At 70.5% G+C, this 22,804-nt stretch carries 24 protein-coding genes; 13 read left to right on the top strand and 11 right to left on the bottom strand.

What is annotated here, in order from left to right; translation table 11 throughout:
- The first annotated feature begins 68 nt into the window (after nt 1-68).
- Nucleotides 69-3,296 carry a glycosyl hydrolase family 95 catalytic domain-containing protein gene (locus ABFX50_RS18505; RefSeq protein ID WP_346147913.1) on the top strand — a complete coding sequence of 1,076 codons (3,228 nt, stop codon included), beginning with the start codon at nt 69-71 and terminating at the stop codon, nt 3,294-3,296.
- 218 nt (nt 3,297-3,514) lie between these two features.
- Here the strand turns inward: ABFX50_RS18505 and ABFX50_RS18510 are convergent, their stop codons facing one another.
- Genes ABFX50_RS18510 through ABFX50_RS18520 form a run of 3 tightly spaced genes read right to left on the bottom strand, consistent with a single transcriptional unit; the run spans nt 3,515 to nt 5,302 of the window.
- Nucleotides 3,515-4,231 carry a hypothetical protein gene (locus ABFX50_RS18510; RefSeq protein ID WP_346147915.1) on the bottom strand — a complete coding sequence of 239 codons (717 nt, stop codon included), beginning with the start codon at nt 4,229-4,231 and terminating at the stop codon, nt 3,515-3,517.
- The gene (locus tag ABFX50_RS18515; RefSeq protein ID WP_183656030.1) at nt 4,228-4,566 is read right to left on the bottom strand and encodes a PadR family transcriptional regulator; all 339 of its coding nucleotides are present in this window, start codon (nt 4,564-4,566) and stop codon (nt 4,228-4,230) included. The genes ABFX50_RS18510 and ABFX50_RS18515 overlap by 4 nt, the downstream gene beginning before the upstream one ends.
- Before the next feature lie 31 nt (nt 4,567-4,597).
- On the bottom strand, nt 4,598-5,302 hold the full coding sequence (locus ABFX50_RS18520) for a CPBP family intramembrane glutamic endopeptidase (RefSeq protein WP_346147918.1): 705 nt from the start codon (nt 5,300-5,302) through the stop codon (nt 4,598-4,600).
- Between the two features lie 414 nt (nt 5,303-5,716).
- Here ABFX50_RS18520 and ABFX50_RS18525 point away from each other — a divergent pair, with 414 nt between their 5' ends.
- Both ABFX50_RS18525 and ABFX50_RS18530 read left to right on the top strand, forming a co-directional pair.
- Nucleotides 5,717-6,901 carry a cytochrome P450 gene (locus ABFX50_RS18525; RefSeq protein ID WP_346147920.1) on the top strand — a complete coding sequence of 395 codons (1,185 nt, stop codon included), beginning with the start codon at nt 5,717-5,719 and terminating at the stop codon, nt 6,899-6,901.
- Between the two features lie 418 nt (nt 6,902-7,319).
- Nucleotides 7,320-8,672: an erythromycin esterase family protein gene (locus ABFX50_RS18530; protein WP_346147922.1), complete on the top strand. Its 1,353-nt coding sequence runs from the start codon at nt 7,320-7,322 to the stop codon at nt 8,670-8,672.
- Between the two features lie 138 nt (nt 8,673-8,810).
- On the opposite strand, the gene ABFX50_RS18535 is transcribed toward ABFX50_RS18530, so the two are convergent.
- Together ABFX50_RS18535 and ABFX50_RS18540 are read right to left on the bottom strand one after the other, a co-directional pair.
- Nucleotides 8,811-9,674, bottom strand: coding sequence for a helix-turn-helix transcriptional regulator (locus ABFX50_RS18535; protein ID WP_346147924.1), 864 nt, complete (start codon nt 9,672-9,674; stop codon nt 8,811-8,813).
- A 103-nt stretch (nt 9,675-9,777) separates the two neighbouring features.
- Nucleotides 9,778-10,353 (bottom strand): TetR/AcrR family transcriptional regulator, encoded by a 576-nt coding sequence (locus tag ABFX50_RS18540; protein WP_346147926.1) that lies wholly within the window; start codon nt 10,351-10,353, stop codon nt 9,778-9,780.
- 84 nt (nt 10,354-10,437) lie between these two features.
- Between ABFX50_RS18540 and ABFX50_RS18545 the strand changes: the two genes are divergently transcribed.
- The 3 genes from ABFX50_RS18545 to ABFX50_RS18555 are packed head-to-tail and all read left to right on the top strand — an operon-like array spanning nt 10,438 to nt 11,955.
- A complete protein-coding gene (locus ABFX50_RS18545; protein WP_346147928.1) occupies nt 10,438-11,169 on the top strand; it encodes an SDR family NAD(P)-dependent oxidoreductase in 732 nt (243 codons plus the stop codon).
- 4 nt (nt 11,170-11,173) lie between these two features.
- Nucleotides 11,174-11,491: a DMT family transporter gene (locus ABFX50_RS18550; RefSeq protein WP_183656015.1), complete on the top strand. Its 318-nt coding sequence runs from the start codon at nt 11,174-11,176 to the stop codon at nt 11,489-11,491.
- A gap of 53 nt (nt 11,492-11,544) precedes the next feature.
- Complete coding sequence (locus ABFX50_RS18555; protein ID WP_346147930.1) at nt 11,545-11,955, top strand: DUF2000 family protein; 411 nt, start codon at nt 11,545-11,547, stop codon at nt 11,953-11,955.
- Here ABFX50_RS18555 and ABFX50_RS18560 read toward each other — a convergent pair whose 3' ends face one another.
- The 3 genes from ABFX50_RS18560 to ABFX50_RS18570 form a co-directional block, all read right to left on the bottom strand.
- Nucleotides 11,956-12,102, bottom strand: coding sequence for a hypothetical protein (locus ABFX50_RS18560; protein WP_346147931.1), 147 nt, complete (start codon nt 12,100-12,102; stop codon nt 11,956-11,958).
- A 161-nt stretch (nt 12,103-12,263) separates the two neighbouring features.
- The gene (locus tag ABFX50_RS18565; RefSeq protein ID WP_346147933.1) at nt 12,264-12,743 is read right to left on the bottom strand and encodes a type IV toxin-antitoxin system AbiEi family antitoxin; all 480 of its coding nucleotides are present in this window, start codon (nt 12,741-12,743) and stop codon (nt 12,264-12,266) included.
- Between the two features lie 89 nt (nt 12,744-12,832).
- The gene (locus tag ABFX50_RS18570) at nt 12,833-13,837 is read right to left on the bottom strand and encodes a GDP-mannose 4,6-dehydratase (protein ID WP_346147934.1); all 1,005 of its coding nucleotides are present in this window, start codon (nt 13,835-13,837) and stop codon (nt 12,833-12,835) included.
- A 232-nt stretch (nt 13,838-14,069) separates the two neighbouring features.
- Between ABFX50_RS18570 and ABFX50_RS18575 the strand changes: the two genes are divergently transcribed.
- From ABFX50_RS18575 to ABFX50_RS18590, 4 genes are all read left to right on the top strand, one after another.
- Nucleotides 14,070-15,314, top strand: a complete 1,245-nt coding sequence (locus ABFX50_RS18575) for a glycosyltransferase family 4 protein (protein WP_183656006.1) — start codon at nt 14,070-14,072, stop codon at nt 15,312-15,314.
- Nucleotides 15,308-16,015, top strand: coding sequence for a class I SAM-dependent methyltransferase (locus tag ABFX50_RS18580; protein ID WP_346147936.1), 708 nt, complete (start codon nt 15,308-15,310; stop codon nt 16,013-16,015). Before ABFX50_RS18575 ends, ABFX50_RS18580 begins: the two co-directional genes overlap by 7 nt.
- On the top strand, nt 16,012-17,040 hold the full coding sequence (locus ABFX50_RS18585) for a prenyltransferase/squalene oxidase repeat-containing protein (RefSeq protein ID WP_346147938.1): 1,029 nt from the start codon (nt 16,012-16,014) through the stop codon (nt 17,038-17,040). The genes ABFX50_RS18580 and ABFX50_RS18585 overlap by 4 nt, the downstream gene beginning before the upstream one ends.
- Nucleotides 17,041-17,239: 199 nt before the next feature.
- On the top strand, nt 17,240-18,202 hold the full coding sequence (locus ABFX50_RS18590; protein ID WP_346147940.1) for a DUF1702 family protein: 963 nt from the start codon (nt 17,240-17,242) through the stop codon (nt 18,200-18,202).
- Here the strand turns inward: ABFX50_RS18590 and ABFX50_RS18595 are convergent.
- Nucleotides 18,199-18,816 (bottom strand): class I SAM-dependent methyltransferase, encoded by a 618-nt coding sequence (locus ABFX50_RS18595; protein WP_346148080.1) that lies wholly within the window; start codon nt 18,814-18,816, stop codon nt 18,199-18,201. The two genes, ABFX50_RS18590 and ABFX50_RS18595, sit on opposite strands and share 4 nt — an antisense overlap.
- An 82-nt stretch (nt 18,817-18,898) precedes the next feature.
- Here ABFX50_RS18595 and ABFX50_RS18600 point away from each other — a divergent pair, with 82 nt between their 5' ends.
- From ABFX50_RS18600 to ABFX50_RS18610, 3 genes are read left to right on the top strand one after another with little or no spacing between them, the layout of a single operon-like run.
- Nucleotides 18,899-19,345, top strand: coding sequence for a pyridoxamine 5'-phosphate oxidase family protein (locus ABFX50_RS18600; RefSeq protein WP_183656001.1), 447 nt, complete (start codon nt 18,899-18,901; stop codon nt 19,343-19,345).
- The gene (locus ABFX50_RS18605; RefSeq protein WP_183656000.1) at nt 19,342-19,533 is read left to right on the top strand and encodes a ferredoxin; all 192 of its coding nucleotides are present in this window, start codon (nt 19,342-19,344) and stop codon (nt 19,531-19,533) included. Before ABFX50_RS18600 ends, ABFX50_RS18605 begins: the two co-directional genes overlap by 4 nt.
- Before the next feature lie 5 nt (nt 19,534-19,538).
- Nucleotides 19,539-20,621 carry a Zn-dependent alcohol dehydrogenase gene (locus ABFX50_RS18610; RefSeq protein ID WP_346147942.1) on the top strand — a complete coding sequence of 361 codons (1,083 nt, stop codon included), beginning with the start codon at nt 19,539-19,541 and terminating at the stop codon, nt 20,619-20,621.
- A 68-nt stretch (nt 20,622-20,689) separates the two neighbouring features.
- On the opposite strand, the gene ABFX50_RS18615 is transcribed toward ABFX50_RS18610, so the two are convergent.
- Complete coding sequence (locus ABFX50_RS18615) at nt 20,690-21,628, bottom strand: AraC family transcriptional regulator (protein ID WP_346147944.1); 939 nt, start codon at nt 21,626-21,628, stop codon at nt 20,690-20,692.
- Nucleotides 21,629-21,632: 4 nt separating this feature from the next.
- Nucleotides 21,633-22,559, bottom strand: a complete 927-nt coding sequence (locus ABFX50_RS18620; RefSeq protein ID WP_346147946.1) for an NADP-dependent oxidoreductase — start codon at nt 22,557-22,559, stop codon at nt 21,633-21,635.
- Nucleotides 22,560-22,804 lie beyond the last annotated feature (245 nt).

Consider the following 22,804-nt stretch of genomic DNA (forward strand, 5'->3'; position numbering starts at 1 on the left):
CGGAGGATTCGTTGGCCGTACCCCGCGCCTTAGTTCTGCTCTCCGCCCTCCTGATCGGAGCCTTCCCCGTGCCAGCCGCCCAGGCCGCCGCCGCCGGCCCACCCGACGACCTGACCCTCTGGTACGACCAACCGGCCACCGACTGGGAGAGGCAGTCGCTGCCCATCGGCAACGGCGCGCTCGGCGCGACGGTGTTCGGCGGCGTGGCAGGCGAGCAGCTGCAGTTCAACGAGAAGACCCTGTGGACCGGCGGCCCCGGCTCCAAGGGCGGCTACGACTTCGGCAACTGGACCAGCCCGAGGCCGGGCGCGATCGCCGAGGTCCAGGCGCAGATCGACCGCGACGGCAGGATGTCGCCCGACGCGGTGGCCAGGAAGCTCGGCCAGCCCAAGAGCGGTTTCGGCGCCTACCAGACCTTCGGCGACCTCTGGCTGGACACCGGCCACACGGCCGCCACCGGCTATCGGAGGGAGCTGAGCCTGCGCGAGGCCGTCGCCAGGGTCGGTTACACCTCGGGCGGCGTCACCTACGCCCGCGAGTACTTCGCCAGCCATCCCGGCAACGTGATCGTCGGCAGGCTCAGCGCGTCGGAGGCGGGCAAGGTCTCCTTCACGCTGCGGACCTCGTCGCCGCGCGACGACAAGACGGTCTCCGTCAAGGACGGCAGGCTGACCGTTCGCGGCGCGCTGGCCGACAACGGCATGGTGTTCGAGTCGCAGGTCCAGGTCATCACGACCGGCGGCAGCCGTACCGACGGCGCCGACCAGATCACCGTCACGGGCGCCGACAGCGCCGTCTTCGTGCTGTCGGCGGGCACCAACTACGCCAGCTCCTACCCCACCTACCGGGGCGAGGACCCGCACGCGAAGGTCACCGCCACGGTCGACGCCGCCGTCGCGAAGGGCTACGACGGGCTCAGGCGGGCGCACCTCGAGGACTACACCGATCTCTTCGACCGCGTGAAGCTCGACATCGGGCAGAAGGCACCCTCCGTGCCGACCGACAGGCTGCGCGCCGGCTACACGGGCGGCTCCTCCGCCGACGACAGGGCGCTGGAGGCGTTGTTCTTCGCCTACGGCCGCTACCTGCTCATCGCCTCCTCGCGGGACGGCTCGCTGCCCGCCAACCTGCAGGGCGTGTGGAACAACTCCACCAATCCGCCGTGGTCGGCCGACTACCACGTCAACATCAACCTGCAGATGAACTACTGGCTGGCCGAGCAGACCAACCTGGCGGAGACCACCACGTCCTACGACGACTACATCAAGGCGCTGGTCGCCCCGGGGCAGCGGACCGCCAAGGAGATGTTCGGCTCGCGCGGCTGGGTGGTCCACAACGAGACCAACCCGTTCGGCTTCACCGGCGTGCACGACTGGTCGACCGCCTTCTGGTTCCCCGAGGCCGCGGCCTGGACCACCCAGCAGATGTACGACCACTACCTGTTCGGCAAGGACCTCGACTACCTGCGCTCGGTCTACCCGGTCATGCGCGAGGCCGCGCTGTTCTGGGTGGACAACCTGCACACCGACCCGAGGGACGGCAAGCTCGTCGTCTCCCCCAGCTACTCCCCCGAGCACGGCGACTTCTCGGCCGGCGCGTCCATGTCGCAGCAGATCGTCCGCGACCTGTTCGGCAACGTGCTGGAGGCCGCCGCCGCACTCGGCACCGACGAGCCCGAGGTACGGCAGGCGATGGAGCGGCTCGACCCCGGCCTGCGCATCGGCCGCTGGGGCCAGCTCCAGGAGTGGAAGTCCGACTGGGACGACCCGAACAACACCCACAGGCACGTCTCCCACCTGTTCGCCCTGCACCCCGGCCGCCAGATCGCCCCTGGCTCCAAGGAGGCGAAGGCGGCCGAGGTCTCGCTGACCGCGCGCGGCGACGGCGGCACCGGCTGGTCCAAGGCCTGGAAGATCAACTTCTGGGCGCGCCTGCTCGACGGCGACCACGCGCACAAGATGCTGGGCGAGCAGCTCAAGGGCAGCACCCTGGACAACCTCTGGGACACCCACCCGCCCTTCCAGATCGACGGCAACTTCGGCGCCACCTCCGGCATGTCCGAGATGCTGCTGCAGTCGCAGTCGGGCGTGGTCGACGTGCTGCCCGCGCTGCCGTCGGCATGGGCCACGGGCTCCGTCCAGGGACTGCGCGCTCGTGGCGACGTGACCGTGGACGCCACCTGGAAGAACGGCGCGACCAGCGAGATCGCGCTGCACGCGGGGTCGGCGGGGCCGCTGACCGTGCGCAACCAGATCTTCGCCGGACGGTTCAGGCTTCTCGACCCCGCCGGCAGGGCCGTCCCTCTGACCAGAAACGGCGACACGGTCACCTTCACCGCCGAGGCGGGGAAGACCTACCGCGCCAAGGGAGAGGTCCGCGTCGCCCTGGAGGCGCCCGCAGAGACGGGCGCGGGACAGTCGTTCCCCGTCAAGGTCACCGTCACCGCCACGGGCGGCCGCGCGGTCCCCGCGGGCGACGTGACGCTTCAGCTGCCCCAGGGCTGGACGGCCACGCCGGGCTCGGTCCACCTGCCCGCCACGACGCAGGGCAGGACGAGCAGCGCGGCTTTCACCGTCGCCTCGGGTCCCGCCGACGGCTCGCGCAGCGCCCGGATCACCGCGACCGTGAAGGGTGACGCATGGTCGGGCCGCGCCTCCGCCTCGCTCGCCGTCGCCCCCTGCGCGGTCCCATCGGCCGCCGAACCGCTGGTCGCATGGGACCCCTCCGCCGGCACGACCGTCGCCGACGGCTCGGGCAACGGCAGGGACGCGACCGTCACGGGCACGGCGGCCTACGACGGCGACGGCGGTCTGGTGCTCGACGGCGCCACCTACCTGACCACCGCGCCCACCACCCTCGGCTTCCTGAAGGAGGCCTCCTTCGCGGCCGAGGTCAAGGTCGCGGGCAGCGGCTACCGCCGCCTGTTCGACTCCCAGCCCTCGGGCGACCCCGGCAACGACGGGGTGCTGATCGACCTGACACCCGACAACAGGGTCCGCTTCATCGGCGCGGGCCTCAACGTCACCACCGACGCCAGGGTGCCCACCGGCCGCTACGTCGACCTGGTCGTCACCATGGGCCGCGACGGCACGGTCACCGTCTACGCCGACGGGGCGCGCATCGGCGGCGCGAAGGTTCCTGCCGACGGGATCACCGGCTGCGCCACCAGGCCGCTGCGCTTCGCGGCCGACCAGGGCGGCGGCCAGCGTCTCAGCGGCGCCGTGGACCGCGTCGCGATCTTCGCCCGCGCGCTGACCCCCGCCGAAGTCCCCACCTGGCAGCGGCTCGCCTTCTGAAGAATCCCCCGTGGACGACTCGTTCCACCCGTCCCGCCGGGCCGTGCTCGGCGGGACGGCGGGCGCCCTCGCGCTCGCCATGATGGGCGCGCTGCCCGCACATGCTCAGGCGCCGCGCCGGGCGCATCGGGACCCGACGCGTTCGTCCGGAACCCGTACGCGCATCCGGATCTGTCACCTTCATCCGGGCCAGGCACGCGAATCGGGACCCGTCGCCCTCATCCGGACCTGTCGCGCCTTCGGGCCTGGAACCAGAGCGATCCGAGGGCGACCAGCGCGCCGCCGGCCGCCCCCGCGAGCAGACCGACCACGAACCCGGCGCCTCCGCCGGACACATTGATCATCAGCGTCAGCGAACCCACCAGGCACACCGCCGCGAACCCGACCAGCAGGAAGAACCGCCTGCTGAGGAAGACGCCCTTCCCCGGCGCGCGGGGAGGGGCTCCCAGCTGCGCCTCCGGCCCGAGGCTCGCCGCCTTCGGCCGCTTGAAGTACTCGTAGTAGAACCAGGTGCCGCACGGCTCCCAGCCGTCGGGGGCGAGCTCCTCGACGAGGGCCTTCCTGCCCTTCCTGGTGACCACCTCGCGGCGGTACTCCCAGCGCTGGGGGTTGTCCTCGTCGCGGTGGCTGACGAACCGGCCTGTCGCGTCGACCCTGTCGACCTCCCAGCCCTGGTCGCCGAACTCGTTCAGGTGGCGCTCGTCCACGAAGATGTCGGCCGTCCAGCGCCAGGTGCTCGACTCGGCGGCACTCTCACTCGCAGGCGCGGCCCCGAGCTGCTGCGCGAAGTCGGCGGCGGGGCCGAACTCCTCCTCGGGGTCGCCCCCGCTCTCCGCCAGGTACGCGGTGAGGTCGGCGACGGTGGCCGTCACCGTCTCCTCGGGCACGCCGCGCTCGCGCAGCCGTACGGCCAGCTCGTCGAAGTAGGTGCTCACTGGATGCCTCCCTTGGCCAGCACCGACCGCACCGACCTGTCGAAGGCGACCCACAGGTCGCCCTGTTCGGCCAGGGTGCTTCTGCCCTGCTCGGTCAGCCGGTAGTAGCGCCTGCCCGGCCCCCGCTCGGTGACCCTGAACTCGGCCGCGACCAGCCCCGCCTCTTCCAGGCGGTTGAGCACCGGGTAGAGCGTGCCGCCCTTGATCTGGCCGAGGCCTGACTCGGCCAGGCTCTTGGCGATCTCGTAGCCGTAGTTCTCACCCTCGGTGAGACTGGCCAGGACGAGCAGGTCGAGCACGCCCTTGAGCCAGCTCGCCCGGCGGTCGGCGCTCATGCCGTACCTCTTTCCATAGTAGCGATGCTACCTACGCCGCTCCCCCACCTACGACCTCGCGCACCGGAGGCTGCGGGCGCGCGGCGGGCCTGGCCATCAGCAGGGAGCGGATGTCGACGAGGATGTGGATCACGATGGGCAGCACCAGCGAGCCGCTGGAGAAGTAGACCATGGTGAGCGAGAAGCCGGCGAGCGTGACCATGATCATGCCCTTCCACCCCTGATAGAGGTGGCCCGCCACGAACAGCGCCAGCGCGAGGCCGGCGGCCACGGGCCTGGGGGCGCCCATCGAGGTGAACATCGCGATCAGCAGCCCCCTGAAGACGATCTCCTCGCAGACGCCCGCGCTGACGGACATGGCGACCGCCATCCACCTCTCGCCGCCGCTCCTGGGGACGAGCGCCTCGAACGCCGCCTGACCCGGCATCGCCGCGCCCGACTTCCGCATGACGAGGGCGACCACCACGGAGGCGATGACCAGGCCGGTGATCATGCCGAGGAACGTGGACAAGTCGGTGGGAACCGTCAGGCCCAGGTCGACGAGGTCGAGGTCGGGCGACAGACCGACGATCAGCAGCGCAACCGCGGCCATGCCCCACAGCTCGGCGATCCAGGCGAGGAAGGTCCGCGTGTAGCGGCTCCGGTCGGCCTGGAGAGCGGCATAGGTCCGGCGGCCGAGCAGCGGGCTCACCACCGCGAGGTGGACCACAAGGGCGACGAACAGGACGAGCGACATGGGGTGAACCTCCTGAGTTCCGGTACGAGCTAGACGGTAGAACAAGCTAGTTAGGAATGCAACCTAGCTAGAAGCGCCGCACTACTTGACGGCCGTACAGGACTCGCATACAAAGGCAGGGACCGCCAGCGCTTGAGCGAGTCAGGAGTCGCGCATGATCGAGCTTTACGACCCGGCCGCCCACGAGCGCGGCGTGCCATACGAGGGTCGGGGTAGACCCCGCGAGAGCCGACACCGGAACCGGTGGCCACGCCGGGCCACCCGAGAGAACCCGTCCCCACGAGGAGCACGCTTGCCGCGGATCATCACCACCAGCGTGGGCGCCCCGCACCACGGCGGAGGGCTTGCCCTCCTCGCGCTGGTTTCATACCCTGGCACCTACCAAGCGCTTGACCAAGCCCGAGGTGACGGCTCGTGAACATCGACCTCGTCGATCAGGACCACTACGCGACCTTCGGCCCCCCGCACGAGCAGATGCGCTGGCTGAGAGAGCACGCTCCCGTCTACTGGCACGAGGGCGAGCCGGGATTCTGGGCCGTCACCCGCCACGAGGACGTCGTCCACGTCTCCCGCCACTCCGACCTGTTCTCCTCCGCGCGCAGGCTCGCCCTGTTCAACGAGATGCCGGAGGAGCAGCGGGAGCTGCAGCGGATGATGATGCTCAACCAGGACCCGCCCGAGCACACCAGAAGGCGCTCCCTGGTCAACCGCGGCTTCACCCCGCGCACCATCCGCGCGCTGGAGCAGCACATCCGCGACATCTGCGACGACCTGCTCGACCAGTGCTCAGGCGAAGGAGACTTCGTCACCGACCTCGCCGCGCCCCTCCCGCTCTACGTGATCTGCGAGCTGCTCGGCGCGCCCGTCGCCGACCGCGACAAGATCTTCGCCTGGTCCAACCGCATGATCGGCGCCCAGGACCCCGACTACGCCGCCTCACCGGAGGAGGGCGGCGCCGCGGCCATGGAGGTCTACGCCTACGCCTCCGAACTGGCCGCCCAGCGTCGCGCCGCCCCGCGCGACGACATCGTCACCAAGCTCCTGCAGTCCGACGAGAACGGCGAGAGCCTGACGGAGAACGAGTTCGAGCTCTTCGTGCTGCTCCTCGTGGTCGCGGGCAACGAGACCACCCGCAACGCCGCCTCCGGCGGCATGCTCACCCTCTTCGAGCATCCGGACCAGTGGGACAGGCTGGTCGCCGACCCCTCCCTCGCCGCCACGGCCGCCGACGAGATCGTCCGCTGGGTCTCGCCGGTGAACCTCTTCCGCCGTACGGCGACAGCCGACCTCACCCTGGGCGGACAGCAGGTCAAGGCCGACGACAAGGTCGTGGTCTTCTACTCCTCTGCCAACAGGGACGCGTCGGTCTTCTCCGACCCGGAGGTCTTCGACATCGGACGGTCTCCCAACCCGCACATCGGGTTCGGAGGCGGAGGCGCGCACTTCTGCCTGGGCAACCATCTGGCCAAGCTCGAGCTGCGCGTGCTCTTCGAGCAGCTGGCCAGAAGGTTCCCGCGGATGCGGCAGACCTGCGAGGCCCGCCGGTTGCGCTCGAACTTCATCAACGGCATCAAGACCCTCCCCGTCACCCTCGGCTGAACCCTCACCCCGGCCGACCCCTCCCTCGGGCTCGGTCGGGGCCCAGCCGGCAGCATCCCCCGTCCTCGCAACTCGAACGCCGCCTGCGACCAGCGTTCGAGGGGGGATCACCCACTCGCGGCTCGGATCCGCCAGGGCATTCGTCGTCGGGTCACTGGTTGATCTGGCCGAACTCGCCGAACGAAGGCCGGCGCGGAAGCCGATGTGGATCTCGTCGCCGCCCATGAGGCTCGCCGGCTCGCAGCGGCCGGTGGTAGGGCCTGCCCTACCGTGACGCACCGGCGCACGTCACCCCAAAGATGCTAGTCAGTGCCATGGGAGGCGCGGTCGCGTCGCCGTACTGTCGTCGATGCATGGATCTGACCGCGAGGTCTGAGTCCTTCTCGAATGACAATAGGCAAGTGAAGAGGTAATCAGCATGGCTAGGGACCGGAAGCACATCAGCCGTCGGGGACTGGTGGCGACGGCTGTGATCGCGATGGGAGCGGTCCTCGCCCCCGTGGCGGCTCAGGCGGCCCTGTCCGACACGGTCGGCGGGAGGCAGAACCCGGTCCGCGCACTGGAGCAGGCGGCGCACCAGCTGCGCTCGACCGAGCCAGGGAGGAACACGGCCGACCTGCGAGCTCTGGGTGCGATGATCGGCGACGCCAAGGTGGTCGGCCTCGGTGAGGCCACCCACGGCTCGCACGAGTTCTTCACCATGAAGGAGCGGGTCTTCCGCTACCTCGTCGAGGAGAAGGGCTTCACCACCTTCGCCCTGGAGCTGAGCTGGTCTGCGGGGCTCGAGATCGACGAGTACCTCCAGACCGGCAAGGGCGACGCACGCAAGATCGCGAAAGCGGCGCTGGCCGGCTCGCCGTGGGACCGAGAGGAGTTCGTGAGCCTCATCGAGTGGATGCGGGAGCACAACCGCCGCCACCCTGGCCGCACGGTCCATTTCATGGGTGACGACATCGGCGCCCCCAAGCTGAGCGACGACTTCTTCAACCGGGTGACCAGCTACGTGCAGCGGACCCACCCGGAGTCGCTGCCGCACCTCACGCAGCTCTACGCGGGTCTGCGCCCGATCGACGACGTGTTCGCCTATCTGGGCAAGCCCCTCGCGGAACGGCAACGGCTCGCCACCAAGGCACGGCAGGCCCTGGATCTGATCAGCAGCCAGAAGGGCCCGGACGAGCGCGAGTTCGAGCTCGCGGTCCAGAACGCCCGATCCATCGCCCAGACGGCCACGTTCCTCGCCTTCGACCTCACCGACAAGGCCACGCTGCCCGTCGCGCAGCGCTACCGCGACCAGGTGATGGCCGAGAACACCGCCTGGTGGCAGCGGCGCACCGGCGACAAGATGCTGCTGTCGGCGCAGAACGACCACGTCGGGTACGCCGCCGGCGAGCCCACGCTGTACCCCAAGACGCAAGGGTCGTACCTGCGCGACACACTGGGCAGGAAGTACCTCCCCATCGGCTTCACTTTCAACCAGGGCTCCTTCCTGTCGAAGGACGCCGCGCTCAGCGGCGACTGGAAGAAGTTCACCGTGGGCGCGGCCGAGCCCGGCATGAACGAGTACACCCTCGACAAGGTCCGTTACCGGGACTACTACCTCGACATCCGCGACGCTCCGGCCGCGGCGCGCACCTGGCTGGACGTCACCCGCCCCACGCGCAATATCGGCACGCAGTACCCCTTCCCGCACGCCAACCTCGCGATCGCCCGCTCCTTCGACGTCCTCATCCACCTCCACGACGTCCGGGAGGCCGACCAGCCGAAGCCGTGACGGCCCGGCTCCAGCGGGAGCCGCCCTGGCGCCCGGCCGGCCCTCGGCGTCGCGGGGCGCCGTCGAACTCTCCTGCCCTGGTGGAGGACGGCCACGAAGCCGGCCTCCACCAGGGTCGGCCGGGGCTCGCCTGCGGCATCATCCGCCTCCGGTGACCTCGCGAAAGGGTTCCGGATGGGCGGCTTCTCGGTAGGCGCCGGGAGTGACGCCGTACGTTCGCGTGAACCAGCGGGTCAGGTGGCTCTGGTCGGCGAAACCCGCCTGCGCCGCGACCTCCCCCAACGGGAGACCCTCGGCGATCAGGCGGCGGGCCGTACGGAGTCTGAGCTGGCGTTGGTAGTCGCTCGGGGCCATCCCGTACACGGCGTGGAAGGCCCTGTAGACGGTGAAACGGCTGCATCCCGCCGACTCCGCCAGGTCGGTGGCGGTGAGGTCGTCGAGGTGGGAGTCGTTCAGGCGGCTCCTTACCCGTTCGGCGATCAGCGCGGTGCCGCCGGCAGCCGGACGGCGGGCGTCCACGGTGCCGGAAGACCTGCTGCCCCTGCGTGCCATCGCCGCGAGCGTCGCCCTGAGCAGCTCGTCGCGGCGGAGGGCCGAGGCGCCGCCGAGCAGGGCGAGATGGAGGGCGTGCAGTGACCGGGCGAGCAGCGGATCGTCCAGGACGGGCTCGGCGAAGAGGGGAAGCCCGGTACGGCGGCCCGTGGTGTCCTCCAACGCGTCGGCCACCAGCTCCGTGCCGATGTGGAGGATCCGGTAGGTGAACCCGAGCTGGTCGGCGGCGTGTCCGTCGTGCGGGTCGTCGGGGTTGAACGCCATGACCATGCCCGCGGCGCTGGTGTGCGCCGAGCCCCTGCACTTGAAGGCCTGGGCGCCGTCCTCGGTGACGCCGAAGCTGTAGGTGTCGTGGCTGTGGCGGTGGTAGACGTGGCGCACGAAGTGGGCGTGCATGGCTTCCAACGGCCTGTCGGGAGAGCGCCAGTAGCGGGACCAGTCATGCGTCACCCTCCCATTCTCACCATCCCGGCAACCGGTCAGCGCTTCGCACGGGCAGTGCAGCCGAAAGACAGCCAGGCCAGGTGGTCGAACCCGCACGCCGGGAGAGGTGTCAGCGGAGCGGGAGGAGTTGGTCGAGGGCGGATTTGACGCGGTCGACGGTCACCCCGCAGGTGCGCAGGCGGTGGGCCAGAAGGGAAGCCGCCAGCGGCGCCAGCAGTTGGTCGGCCAGGACATAGGCGTCGGCCGTCGGATCCGCCTGGCCGATGAGCATCGACAGGTGCGCGTGGTAGCCGTCGTACGCGCCGCCGAACCGGGCGAAAGGGCTCGCCGTCTCGGCCATCAGCAGCAGGTCGAGCTGCTCGACCGTGCGGTCCGTCAGCGCGTGCAGGAAGGCGCGGATCCTGGTCACCGGGTCGGCTCCCGGGCCGAGCGGTGGCGGGCCCTGGATGAAGGCCGACTGGAACTCGCGCTCCCTCTCGTCGATCAGCGCGTACGCCAGCCCCGAGCGGTCGCCGAACCTGCGGTACAGCGTGCCGACGCCCACCCCCGCAGCGGCGGCGACCTCGGCCATCGCCAGTCCCTCCACGCCGTGGACGGAGACGATTTCGGCCGCCGCGGCCAGGATCTTCGCCCGGTTGCGCGCGGCGTCGACGCGCTCGCGTCGCGGGTTGGTCACAGCCTCCACGGAGACAGCCTACTGAAAGCCTTGCAACCGGAACGCGTTCCGGTTATCGTGCAAGCGGAACCTATTCCGTATATGGAGGACGTCATGACACGCAGAGTCGCGCTGGTCACCGGAGGAAGCCGCGGCATCGGGGCCGCCATCGCCCTCAGGCTGGCCGCCGAGGGCGCCGATGTGGTGATCACCTATGCGCGTGCGGCCGACCGTGCCGCGACGGTCGTCAAGGAGATCGAGGCCGCGGGCGTTCGCGGGCTGGCCGTGGCGGCGGAGGCGTCCGACGCGAGCCAGGTCGTCGCGGCGGTCGAAAGGACGGTCGCCGAGTTCGGCCGGATCGACGTGGTGGTCAGCAACGCGGGCGTCGCGCCATACGGGCCGCTGGAGGACGTGACACTCGAGGAGGTCGACAGCACGCTGGCGATCCACGCGCGCGCCTCGTTCGTGCTGGCCCAGGCGGCCGCCGCGCACATGGGCAGGGGCGGCAGGATCATCTGCATCGGCAGCAGCCTCGCCGAGCGGGTGCCGTATCCGGGCTGGACCCTCTACTCGATGAGCAAGTCCGCGCTGATCGGGCTGACCAAGGGGCTGGCCAGGGATCTCGGCCCGAGGGGCATCACCGCCAACCTGGTGCATCCCGGCTCGACCGACACCGAGATGAACCCTGCCGACAGCCAGGACGCGGCGGAGGAGCGGCGCTACACCGCCCTCGACACCTACTGCAGCCCCGAGGACATCGCGGCCACCGTCGCCCATCTGGCCGGTGAGGGCGGCAGGCACATCACCGGCGCCGCCGTCACCGTCGACGCGGGCACCACGGCCTGACGTCATGGCATGGCTGCTGCTCGTCGTCGCCGCAGGGCTGGAACTCGTCTGGGCCACCGCGCTCGAGCGTTCGGACGGGTTCACCAGGCCATGGCCCGCCCTCCTCGGGGTGTCGGCGGCGGCGCTGAGCCTCGTGCTGCTCACCTTCGCGCTCAGATCGCTGCCGATGGGCACGGCGTACGCCGTCTGGGTGGGCCTCGGCGCCGTGGGGGTCGCCGTGGCGGGCATCGTCGCCCTCGGGGAGAGCGCGGCCCCGGCCAGGCTGGCCTGCCTGGCCCTCATCGTGCTCGGGGTCGTCGGGCTGAGGCTGCTCGACGGCTGAACCCCGCACCAGCGTTCAAGACGGGGAGCGGAGGGGCGGGCAGGGTGGACGGCATGCGGTTCGATACGAAGATAGGCATCGTGGTCCGTGAGGACCTCGCCACCTGGCAGAAGCTGAACGTCACCGCCTTCCTGGCCTCCGCCGTCGCGGGCGGGGAGCCCGAGACGGTCGGCCGGCCGTACGAGGACGGCTCGGGGAACGAGTACCTGCCGATGTTCAGGCAGCCGGTGCTCGTCTACGCCACCGACGGCGAGGGGCTGGCCGGAGTGAGGGAGCGGGCCGTGGCCCGCGGGCTGCGGGTGGCCGTCTACACCGAGGAGCTGTTCAAGACCGGCAACGACGACGACAACAGGGCCGCGGTGCGGGCCGTGATGGAGGAGGACCTGCGTCTGGTCGGGCTGGCCCTCTACGGCCCGCGCAACGCGGTCGACAAGACGACGAAGGGGTTGCCGCTCCATCCGTGATCACCGCCTCCGGCGTCGGGCGGCGCGCAGCCTGCCGAGGATGCGGGTGACCTGGCCCGACGTGGGCTGCCATCCGCACTCGATCAGGGCGTTGGCCACCTGCTCGAGGACGTCGGCGCCGCGCCCAGGGATCACGTCGCGGCGCACGGCGATGACGCGCCATCCCGCGGTGCGCAGGGCGGCGCGGCGGCCGAGATCGCGGCGGTGGTCGGCGGCAGAGGTGTGGTGCTCGTGCCCGTCATACTCGACGGCGAGCAGGAACGCGGGCCAGCCGAGATCGAGGTAGGCGAGCCTGCCGCCGGCCAGGTCTACGCGGATCTGGGTGGCGGGGCGCGCAGCCCGCCCTCGACGAGGATGACCCTGAGCCAGCTCTCCCGAGGGGAGGCGGCGCCCCTGTCGGCCATCGCGAACGTCTCCCGGAGGCCGCGCGAGCCCGTGGCCCTGCGCAGGAGGCGATCGTGGTCGACGCCGCGGCGCAGGAACTGGTCGACGATGGCGACACCCTCGGGACGGGGCAGCCGCCGCGCGCAGTCGAAGGCGGTGCGTTCGGGCGTGGTCACGCGGACGGACCTGTGGCGGGTCACGTCGGCCGACGGCAGCGCGGCGACGTGGACGTCGCAGCCGGGAACCTCCACAGGATGCGGGACGGCGAGCTCGACGGGCCAGCCGTCCTCGCTCTCGCTCAGGGCGTTGAGGCCCCAGACATGAGCGGCCGTGCGCAGACAGGCGATGGCGCCGGGGACCGCGGCGGTGAACAGGCGGGCCCTGTCGAGGAGGGAGGCGTGCACCGGGCCAGCCTGGCCAGGGGGCGCGCGGCCGTGGCCGTCCGAACGGGGTTCTGTGGACGCGCGAGCGCTGTCCACAGAACAGCTGAACCTCAGGGCCAGGAGGAGTCCTGGTCGGGGTCTCCACCGTCGGTGAGCAGCCGCAGGTCCGACTCCACCATCATCGCCACGAGCTCCTCGAAGGCCACCGTGGGCTCCCAACCCAGCTGGGTGCGCGCCTTCTTGGGGTCGGCGCACAGCAGGTCCACCTCGGCGGGCCTGTGCAGGCTCTGGTCGTCGACGACGTACTGCTCCCAGTCGAGCCCCGCCGCCACGAAGGCCGCCTCGACCAGCTCCCTGACCGAGTGCGTGCGTCCCGTGCCGATCACGTAGTCCTCGGGCGTGTCGGCCTGGAGCATGAGGTGCATGGCCCGCACGTAGTCACCGGCGAAGCCCCAGTCGCGGCGCGCCTCCAGGTTGCCCAGCTTCAGCTCCGAGGCGAGCCCGAGCTTGATCCTCGCCACGCCGAGCGACACCTTGCGCGTCACGAACTCGGCTCCGCGCCTGGGCGACTCGTGGTTGAACAGGATCCCCGACACCGCGAACATCCCGTAGGACTCGCGGTAGTTCTGGGTGAGGAAGTGACCGTAGGCCTTGGCCACGCCGTAGGGCGAGCGGGGGTGGAAGGACGTGCGCTCGTTCTGCGGCGTCTCGCTGACCTGCCCGAACATCTCCGAGGAGGAGGCCTGGTAGAAGCGGATGGAGGCGCCGCGCGAGGAGCACACCCTGATCGCCTCGAGCATGCGCAGCACGCCCATGCCCGTGACCTCGGCCGTCAGCTCGGCCTGCTCCCACGACATCGGGACGAAGGAGATCGCCCCCAGGTTGTAGACCTCGTCGGGCTGGACCTTCTCCACGGCGGAGATCAGCGACCCCTGGTCGAGCAGATCGCCTCTGACGACCTGGACGTCGGCCAGCAGCTTGCGCATCCTCGACACCCGCGGGTTGGCCTGCCCCCTTGCCAGCCCCCACACCTCGTACCCCGAAGCGAGCAGGTGCTCGGCCAGATAGGAACCGTCCTGCCCGGTGATGCCGGTGATCAGTGCGCGCCTGGCCAACGAGGCCCTCCATCAATAGTCCTTGGGACGGGAATGTACAGCTACGCCCGTCAATGAAGCATCAGCCCCCGTAGAACGCGTTCCACCGAATGACGTTCGGTACGGCTAACTTCCCAGTTCGCGCCCTGTGAAAGCCATACGAGGAACAATTCCACAAGAGGATCCCCATACCTACCCAATGGTAAGGTGCGCAGACTAAGGTCATCTTTCACGGTACCGGGCGGAGAAAGGGGTGCCAGTGGGCGACTCTCTGCGGATCGCACTGCTGTCCTACCGGAGTAAGCCCACCTGCGGGGGTCAAGGCGTCTACCTCCGCCACCTGAGCAGGGAACTGGTCGCCCTCGGCCACCACGTCGAGGTCTTCTCCGGCCAGCCGTACCCCGAGCTCGACGAGGGCGTGATCCTCAACAAGGTCCCGAGCCTCGACCTCTACCGCGACGAGGACCCCTTCCGCACGCCGAAGCTCCACGAGTACCGCGACTGGATCGACCTGCTCGAGGTCGGCACGATGTGGACGGCGGGCTTCCCCGAGCCGCTGACCTTCACGCTGCGCGCCTACCGTGAGATGAAGAGGCGCCGCAAGGACTTCGACGTCGTCCAGGACAACCAGACCCTCGGCTACGGCCTGCTCGGCATCCAGAAGCTGCTGCCCGTGGTCGGCACGATCCACCACCCGATCAGCGTCGACAGGCGCATCGAGCTGGAGGCGGCCAAGGGCGTCAAGAAGCTCACCATGCGCAGGTGGTACGGCTTCGTGAAGATGCAGGCCAAGGTCGCCCCGAGGCTGAGCCCGATCCTCACGGTGAGCGAGTCGAGCCTGGCCGACATCCACCGCGACTTCAACGTGCCCCAGGCCAACATGCGCCTGATCCCGCTGGGCGTGGACACCCGCTACTTCCACCCGCGTCCCGACAAGCCCCGCAGGAAGGGCTCGATCGTCGCGGTGGCGAGCGCGGACTCCCCCATGAAGGGCGTCTCCACGCTGCTGAGGGCGGTCGCCAAGCTGGCCACCGAGCGCGACGTGAACCTCACCGTGGTCAGCAAGCCCACCCCCGGCGGCCCGACCGAGCAGCTGGTCCAGGAGCTCTCCCTGCACGACAGGGTCAGGTTCGTGCACGGCATCTCCGACGACGAGCTCGGCGAGCTGATCGCCACCTCGGAGATCTCCGTGGTCCCGAGCCTCTACGAGGGCTTCTCGCTGCCCGCCGTCGAGCACATGGCCTGCGCCACCCCGCTGGTCGCCAGCCGTACGGGCGCGCTGCCCGAGGTGGTCGGGGACGCCGCGGTGCAGGTGACGCCGGGCGACGCCGAGGAACTGGCCGCAGTGCTGCGCCGCCTGCACGACGACCCCGAGGAGCGCGAGCGGGTCGGCAGGGCGGGCTACGACCGCGTGATGGAGCGCTACACCTGGAACGTCGTCGCCAAGAAGACCGTTGAGGCCTACCGAGAGGCCATTGAGGAGTTCGGCACGTGCTGACCGTCGACTTCGCCCGGCTGCCTGTCGGGCCGGGCATTCGTGTGCTCGACCTCGGGTGCGGCGGAGGCCGCCACGCCTTCGAGGCGCTGCGCAGGGGCGCGGACGTGGTCGCCTTCGACATGGACCAGTCCGAGCTCGACGGCGTCAAGTCGATGTTCGCGGCGATGGAGGAGACCGGCGAGGCCGCGGGCACCGGCGAGACGGTGCAGGGCACCGCGCTGGACATGCCGTTCGAGGACAACAGCTTCGACCGGGTCATCGCCGCCGAGGTGCTGGAGCACATCCACGAGGACACCACCGCCATGCGGGAGATCCTGCGGGTGCTCAAGCCCGGTGGGCTGGCCGCGGTCACCGTGCCGGCCTTCCTGCCCGAGCGCATCTCGTGGGCGCTGAGCGAGGACTACCACACCGCTCCAGGCGGGCACATCCGCATCTACACGCTGGCCGAGCTCAAGGCCAAGCTGAAGGCCACCGGCTTCAAGGTCGGGCCGCACCACTTCGCGCACGGCCTGCACGCCCCGTACTGGTGGATCAAGTGCGCCGTCGGCGTCGACAACGACGAGCACCCGCTGGTCAAGGCCTACCACCAGCTCCTTGTCTGGGACATCATGAAGCGCCCCAGGACGACCAGGATCGCCGAGGCGGTGCTGAACCAGCTCATCGGCAAGAGCGTGGTGGTCTACCTCAGGAAACCCGCGTGATCTCCAGCGGCCAGGTCCTCCAGACGGCGCAGAGCATCGCCGACATCCAGGAGGACGACGGCGGCGTGCCGTGGCCCGAAGGTCACGTCGACGCGTGGAACCACGTCGAGTGCCTGATGGCCATGTCGGTGGCGGGCCTCACCGGCAACGTCGAGCGCGGCTACGCCTGGCTGGAGCGCCACCAGCGCGACGACGGCTCCTGGCCCATGAAGCTGGTCAGGGGCGAGCCCACCGAGCTGGGCGGCGAGTCCAACCACGCCGCGTACGTCGCCGTCGGCGTGTGGCACGACCTCCTGATCACCGGCGAGCTCGACACGGCGCGCGAGCGCTGGCCCATGGTCAAGAGGGCCCTCGACTACGTCGTCGACCTCCAGACCCCGCGCGGCGAGATCGTCTGGGAGCGCGACGCCCACGGCCGCGCCGCGGGGTACGCCCTGCTGACCGGCTGCTCCTCCATCCACCAGGCGCTGCGCAGCGGCGTCCTGCTCGCCGACCGCCTCGACGACCCGCAGCCGCACTGGGAGCTGGCCGCCGACCGCCTGGCCAACGCGCTGCAGAACCTCCCCGACGCGTTCGCCGACAAGAGCCGCTTCTCGATGGACTGGTACTACCCGGTCCTCGGCGGCGCCGTCCGCGGCGACCAGGGGCTCGAACTGCTGGACAAGGAGTGGGACACCTTCGTGGTGGAGGGCCTCGGCATCCGCTGCGTCTCCGACCAGCCGTGGGTGACGGGCGCGGAGACCTGCGAGCTGGTCCTGGCCCTCGACGCCCTGGGCGACCGCAGGCGCGCCGAGCGGCTGTTCACCGACATGCAGCACCTGCGCCACGAGGACGGCTCGTACTGGACGGGCTGGCAGTTCGCCAACCGCAAGCACTTCCCGCACGAGCGGTCGGGCTACACGGCCGCCGCCGTGGTGCTCGCCGCCGACGCCCTGCTGGGGCTCACCCCTGGCGCGGCCCTCTTCCGTGACATCCCCTCCCCCGTACGGCAGGCGGGTCTGACGCCACCGCGCCCGCGTGGCTGAGGTCCGTCCAAGCACGCCACTCCAGCGCGACTTCGGCTGATCGCCGTCACATCACCCCCGAAGCAAGCCGTTTTGCCGGTTCTTTGCCACGAAAAGCGGAGCGCCGTCGAGGAGCGACGCAAGGCCGTCACTAGGTTCGTGGCTGGCCGTACGATGCGTCTTCGGGGGAAGAGTGGGCGACACGGGCACATTGCCGTTCTTGAACCAGCTCAGGATCGAGCCGATCAACTCCCCCGCGCAGGGTCTGCGCCGCCTCCTGAGCAAGGATCCGGCCGAGGCCGATCTGGGCAGGCGGCGCTTCCGGCTCAGAGCAGGACAGGCCCGCGCCACGCTGGAACGCGCCGAGCGTTCCCACATCTTCGGCTACAACGCCGTCCTGTCCCACGAGACGGGCAAGATCGACGATCTGCCCGCCGAGCAGCGCGGGTTCGCCTACGAGGGCGCGGCCATGGCGTGCGCCACGCTCGACCTGCTGACCATGAGCAGGGGCAGACGGGCGCACGAGCTGCTGGCCGGCCTCGCCGTACGCCATCAGCACGCCGCGCACCTCGGCATCGGCCGCGCCTACGCCAGGCTGCGCCTGCGACCGCTCTGGGGGTTCGGCGCCTGCCATCCGCTGCTGCGGTGGCTGGCGGTCGACGGGTTCGGCTTCCAGCGCTCGCTCACCCACGCCGACCGCATGGTGGGCGAGCGGTCCATGCCCGACCTGCTGACCAGGGCGCATCGGGCCATCTTCGACCAGGGGCTGGGCCGCCTGCTGTGGTTCCACGACTGCGCCTGCCCCGAGGACGTCGCGGCCCGCGTCGCGGAGTTCCCCGCGGGGCGCAGAGCCGACCTGTGGAGCGGGGTGGCGTTCGCGGCCACCTACGTGGGCGGCGCGGAGCCCGACGAGCTGTGCGGGCTGGCGGCGCACGCCTCGGCCGACGGCTTCAGGGCCCATGTGTCGCAGGGCGCGGCCTTCGCGATCGCCACGCGGCTGCAGGAGGGACACGTGTCCGAGCAGGCGGCGCACGCCGTCCAGCTGCTGACGGGGGCCGAGCCCGAGCAGGCGGCGGCGTGGACGGACACGGCGCTGATCGCGCTCGGCCACGATCCCCACACCCATGAGGACTTCCAGGCCTGGCACGCCCACACCCGCCGCGCGCTGACCCGCCGCCGCTAGAGGCGCGCGAGGACCCTGAGGGAGCCCGTCACCGAGACCTCCTTGAAGGCCCCGGACTCCAGCGCGCGCAGATAGACGCGGTAGGGCGCCTGGCCGCCGTCGGCGGGGTCGGGATAGATGTCGTGGAAGACCAGCGCGCCGCCGGGGGCGACGTGCGGGGCCCAGCCCTCGTAGTCGCGGGTCACCGGCTCCTCGGAGTGGCCGCCGTCGATGAACAGCATGCCGAGCGGCGTGTTCCACAGCCGCGCCACCTGCTCGGACCTGCCGACGATCGCGATGACCTCGTCCTCGAGCCCCGCGGCGGCGATCGTCTCGCGGAAGGCGGGAAGGGAGTCCATCTTGCCGAAGCGCGGGTCGACCAGCGTCGGGTCGTGGTGCTCCCAGCCCGGCTGGATCTCCTCCGAGCCCCTGTGGTGGTCGACCGTCACCACGACCGAGCCGATCTGCCTGGCGGCGGCGCCGAGGTAGACGGCCGACTTGCCGCAGTAGGTGCCGATCTCGCAGATGGGGCCCTGCCTGCCGTACTGGAGGGCCGCCTCGTAGAGCGCCCGCCCCTCGTCCCGGGGCATGAAGCCCTTGGCGCGCTCGGCGGCCTGCAGCAGTTCGGGCGGCATCTCCATGACGAGCACCCTACTGGAGGACGTCGAACCGAACATTCCTCTTGAACCGTATTCTGGAACCTGTTCTACTTGGCACGTGAATCAGCGCGCCAGCATCACGATGTCCGACGACGACGTCAGCGCCCTCCTCAGGGAGTCGCGCAAGCTGCAGCTCGCGACCATCAACCCGGACGGCACGCCGCACCTGGTCACCATGTTCTACGCGCTCGACAGCGAGGGCAGAGTCGCCTTCTGGACCTACGGCAAGGCCCAGAAGACACGCAACCTCGAGCGCGACCCCCGCGTCAGCTGCCTGATCGAGACCGGCGACGACTACGCCGAACTGCGCGGCATCCTGCTGTACGGCGTGGCCGAGCAGGTCGAGAGGACGCTCGACATCGGCATGGAGATCGCCAGGAGGATGACCCCCGGAGTGCCCGACGAGCTGCTTCGCGAGTACGTGGAGCACACGGGGAGAAAGCGAGTCGCCTTCGTCGTGGAGCCCACCAAAGTGGTGTCATGGGACCACAGGAGGCTGTCATGAAAATCAAGGTTGACTATCTGGTGTGCGAGGCCAACGCGGTGTGCATGGGACTCGCCCCCGAGGTGTTCGAAGTGGACGACGAGGACCAGCTGCACGTCCTGCTGCCCGAGCCGCCGCCCGAGATGGTGGACCGCGTCCGCCACGCGGTGCGGTCATGTCCGAAAGCCGCCCTCTCTCTCGAGGAGTAACCCCCATGCGCGCTGCGCTGCTCCACACCGTAGGAGACGACAAGCTCGACATCCGCGACGACGTCACGCTGGCTCCGGTCGGCCCGACGCAGGTGCGCGTGAAGATCAGGGCGACCGGCGTCTGCCACTCCGACCTGTCGGCGATGAGCGGCGTGGTGCCCCAGCCGGTGCCGCTGGTCCTGGGTCACGAGGGAGCCGGCGAGGTCGTCGAGGTGGGCGACCACGTCACCTCGGTCCAGCTCGGCGACCACGTCATCATCAACTGGCGGCCCTCCTGCCAGGAGTGCGCGCTGTGCGTGGGCGGCCAGCCGTACCTGTGCATGAAGTACATCGTCGAGTCCTTCACGACCGGCAACTTCAGGATCGGCGACACCATGGCGTACGGCATGGCCGGGTGCGGCACCTGGGCCGAGGAGATCGTCGTGCCGTGGCAGGGCGCCATCAAGGTCGACCCCTCCCTCCCGTGGGAGGCGGCCGCCCTGATCGGCTGCGGCATCACCACCGGCGTCGGCGCGGCCATCAACACCGCCCGCGTCAGGCCCGGCAGCACCGTCGCCGTCATCGGCTGCGGCGGCGTCGGCCTGTCGGTCATCCAGGGCGCGCGCATCTCAGGCGCCCGCACCATCCTCGCCGTCGACCCGCTCGCCGCCAAGCACGAGCTCGCGCTCAAGGTCGGCGCCACCCACGCCGTCACCCCCGACGACCTGCCGGGGGCCCTGCAGGAGCTCACCGGCGGCGCGGGCTTCGACTACGGCTTCGAGGTGGTCGGCAAGTCCGCCACCATCCAGTCCGCCTGGCAGCTCACCCGCCAGGGCGGCGACGTGATCGTGGTCGGCGCGGGCGCCATGGACGACATGGTGCAGATCTCCGCGTTCAGCCTGCTGTTCGAGGGCAAGAACCTGCTCTCCTCGCTGTACGGCGAGGCGGACGTGCGGCACGACTTCCCGTACTTCGCCGAGCTGTACAAGGCGGGGCAGCTCGACCTCGACTCGATGATCAGCGCCCGCATCAAGCTGACCGACCTGAACGAGGCGGTCGCCGCCCTGCGCAGCGGCGAGGCCCTCCGCCAGATCGTCCTCATCGACTGACGGCGTCGTCCCCCGTCGGGGGCGCTACGCACGGGAAGACGGCAGGCCGCCGGTGGCCCGTTCCGTCGTCAGGCCGTCCGGGTCTGGCGGCGGTAGCCGCCGGGGGCCATGCTGTACTCGCGTTTGAAGGCCTTCGCGAAGGCGAACTCCGAGCCGTATCCCGCCTGCGCGGCGACCGCGGTCAGCGGGGTGTCGGACTCACGCAGCAGCCGCGCCGCGGTCGTCATGCGCCAGCGGGTCAGATAGGCCATGGGCGGCTCCCCGACCAGAGCCGTGAACCGCCGGGCGAAGGCCGCGCGCGAGAGCCCTGCCCGCTCGGCCAGCGACTCGACGGTCCACGGGGCCGACGGGTTGTCATGGATGGCCGCCAGCGCCGGTGCGACCGCCGAGTCACCGAGCGCGGCGGCCCAGCCCTTCGCCGCCGCCGGGGGCTGGGCCTCCAGCCAGGCCCGCAGGACGTAGAGCAGCAGCGAGTCGATCAGCGTGGGGACGATGCCGTCCGACCCGATCCGTGGGTTCTCCAGCTCCGCGCCGAGCAGTTGGACCGCGGCGCTCAACTCGGGGTGGTGACCGTGCCGCGTCCGCAGATGGATCACCTCGGGCAGCTGCCGTACCAGCGGATGCGGCCGCCCCTGGTCCAGGTGGTAGTTGCCGCACAACAGGCTGGTCAGCGCGCCGTCGCCGCCCAGCCTCACCGTGCCGATCGGCGAGCCTGGCTGGAACTGCTCGGGCCTTTCCACCTCGGCCGGTGTGGACGGATGGTCGGCGAGGATGTGGCCACGACCGTCGCGCAGGAAGACCACGTCCCCCGGGCTCAGCGCGATCGGCTCCACCTGGTCGCCGGCGTCCTCCAGGGGCACCAGCCAGCACGTGCCGTACAGCACCACGTGGAAGCCCGCCCCCGCGACGGGCGGAAGCCGGAGGCCCCAGGGGGCGCGGCCGTCGGTGCGGACGGACGTCGGCCGCCCGGTCCGCATCGAGCTCAGAGCCTCGGTCAGGATGTCCACGCACTCACCCTACGATCAGGACGACCTTGCCCTGAACCTGCCCGGAACCGACCAGTTCGTGAGCCTTGCCCGCCTCTTCGAGCGGGAACGTCTCCTGCACGTGAGGCCGGATCCGTCCGGCGTCGATCAGCTCGGCGATCGCCTCCAGCGACGCGTAGTCAGGCTCGACCGACACCCCCGCGAAGTGCCGGCCCGCCGCCTCGGCCTCGGCCTCCAGCTCCCGGTTCCAGTGCTCCATGATGGTCACGAGCGTGCCGCCCCTTCGCAGCACGCGCAGCGAACGTGAGCCATGGGCGTTCGAGTCGAGGACGACGTCCAGATCACGCACCACGTCCGCGTAGTCGGTGACCCGGTAGTCGATCACCTCGTCCGCCCCGAGGCTCCGCACGAACTCGTGCCGCGCCTCGCTCGCCAACGCGATCACGTGCGCCCCACGCGCCTTGGCGATCTGCACCGCGAAGTGCCCGACGCCACCGGCGGCGCGGTGGATCAGCACCCGGTCGCCGGCCTTCACCCGAGCCGCGTCCACCAGCCCCTGCCAGGCCGTCAGCGCGGCCAGCGGCACAGCGGCGGCCTCCACGTGGCCGATCGAGGCGGGCTTACGAGCGACCTGCCTCGAGGGTGCGGCGACGTACTCGGCGTACCCTGTCGCGGCACGGGGGAAGAACGGCATGCCGAAGACCTCGTCGCCCACCTTGAACCGGGCGCCTGGACCGGCCTCCTCCACGACGCCGGAGATGTCCCACCCCACCCCGAAAGGGGGCTCGCCCAGCAGCGGATAGGCCCCCGACCTGACGGCGACGTCCACGGGGTTCACGCCACTCGCCATGACCCTGATGAGCACCTCACCGCCGAGGGGTTCAGGCCGGGCGATGTCGACGGTCTCCAGGACCTCAGGACCGCCAAAGGACTTCTGGACTACAGCACGCATGGGAGCTCTCCTTGTCGTTCAGGTTGACGCCCCCAACGTTAGGGAGGTCCGATGAGCGGCGTAATGGTCTGCCGTCTCGGAAACATGTCCGATCGTCTTCCAACCGGACGCTCTCAGCCGTGACCGTTCGTACTTCCCCGTCGCCCTTCCCGCCCGCCCGTCCGGCCTGCCGCCGTCTCGTCGCGGCCCGGCGACCGATCGCCGAGACGGCACCCCTAGCCTGAGACCGCGGCGTCCACGGTCTC

The organism is Nonomuraea recticatena (assembly GCF_039533245.1).
Lineage (GTDB): Bacteria > Actinomycetota > Actinomycetes > Streptosporangiales > Streptosporangiaceae > Nonomuraea > Nonomuraea roseola.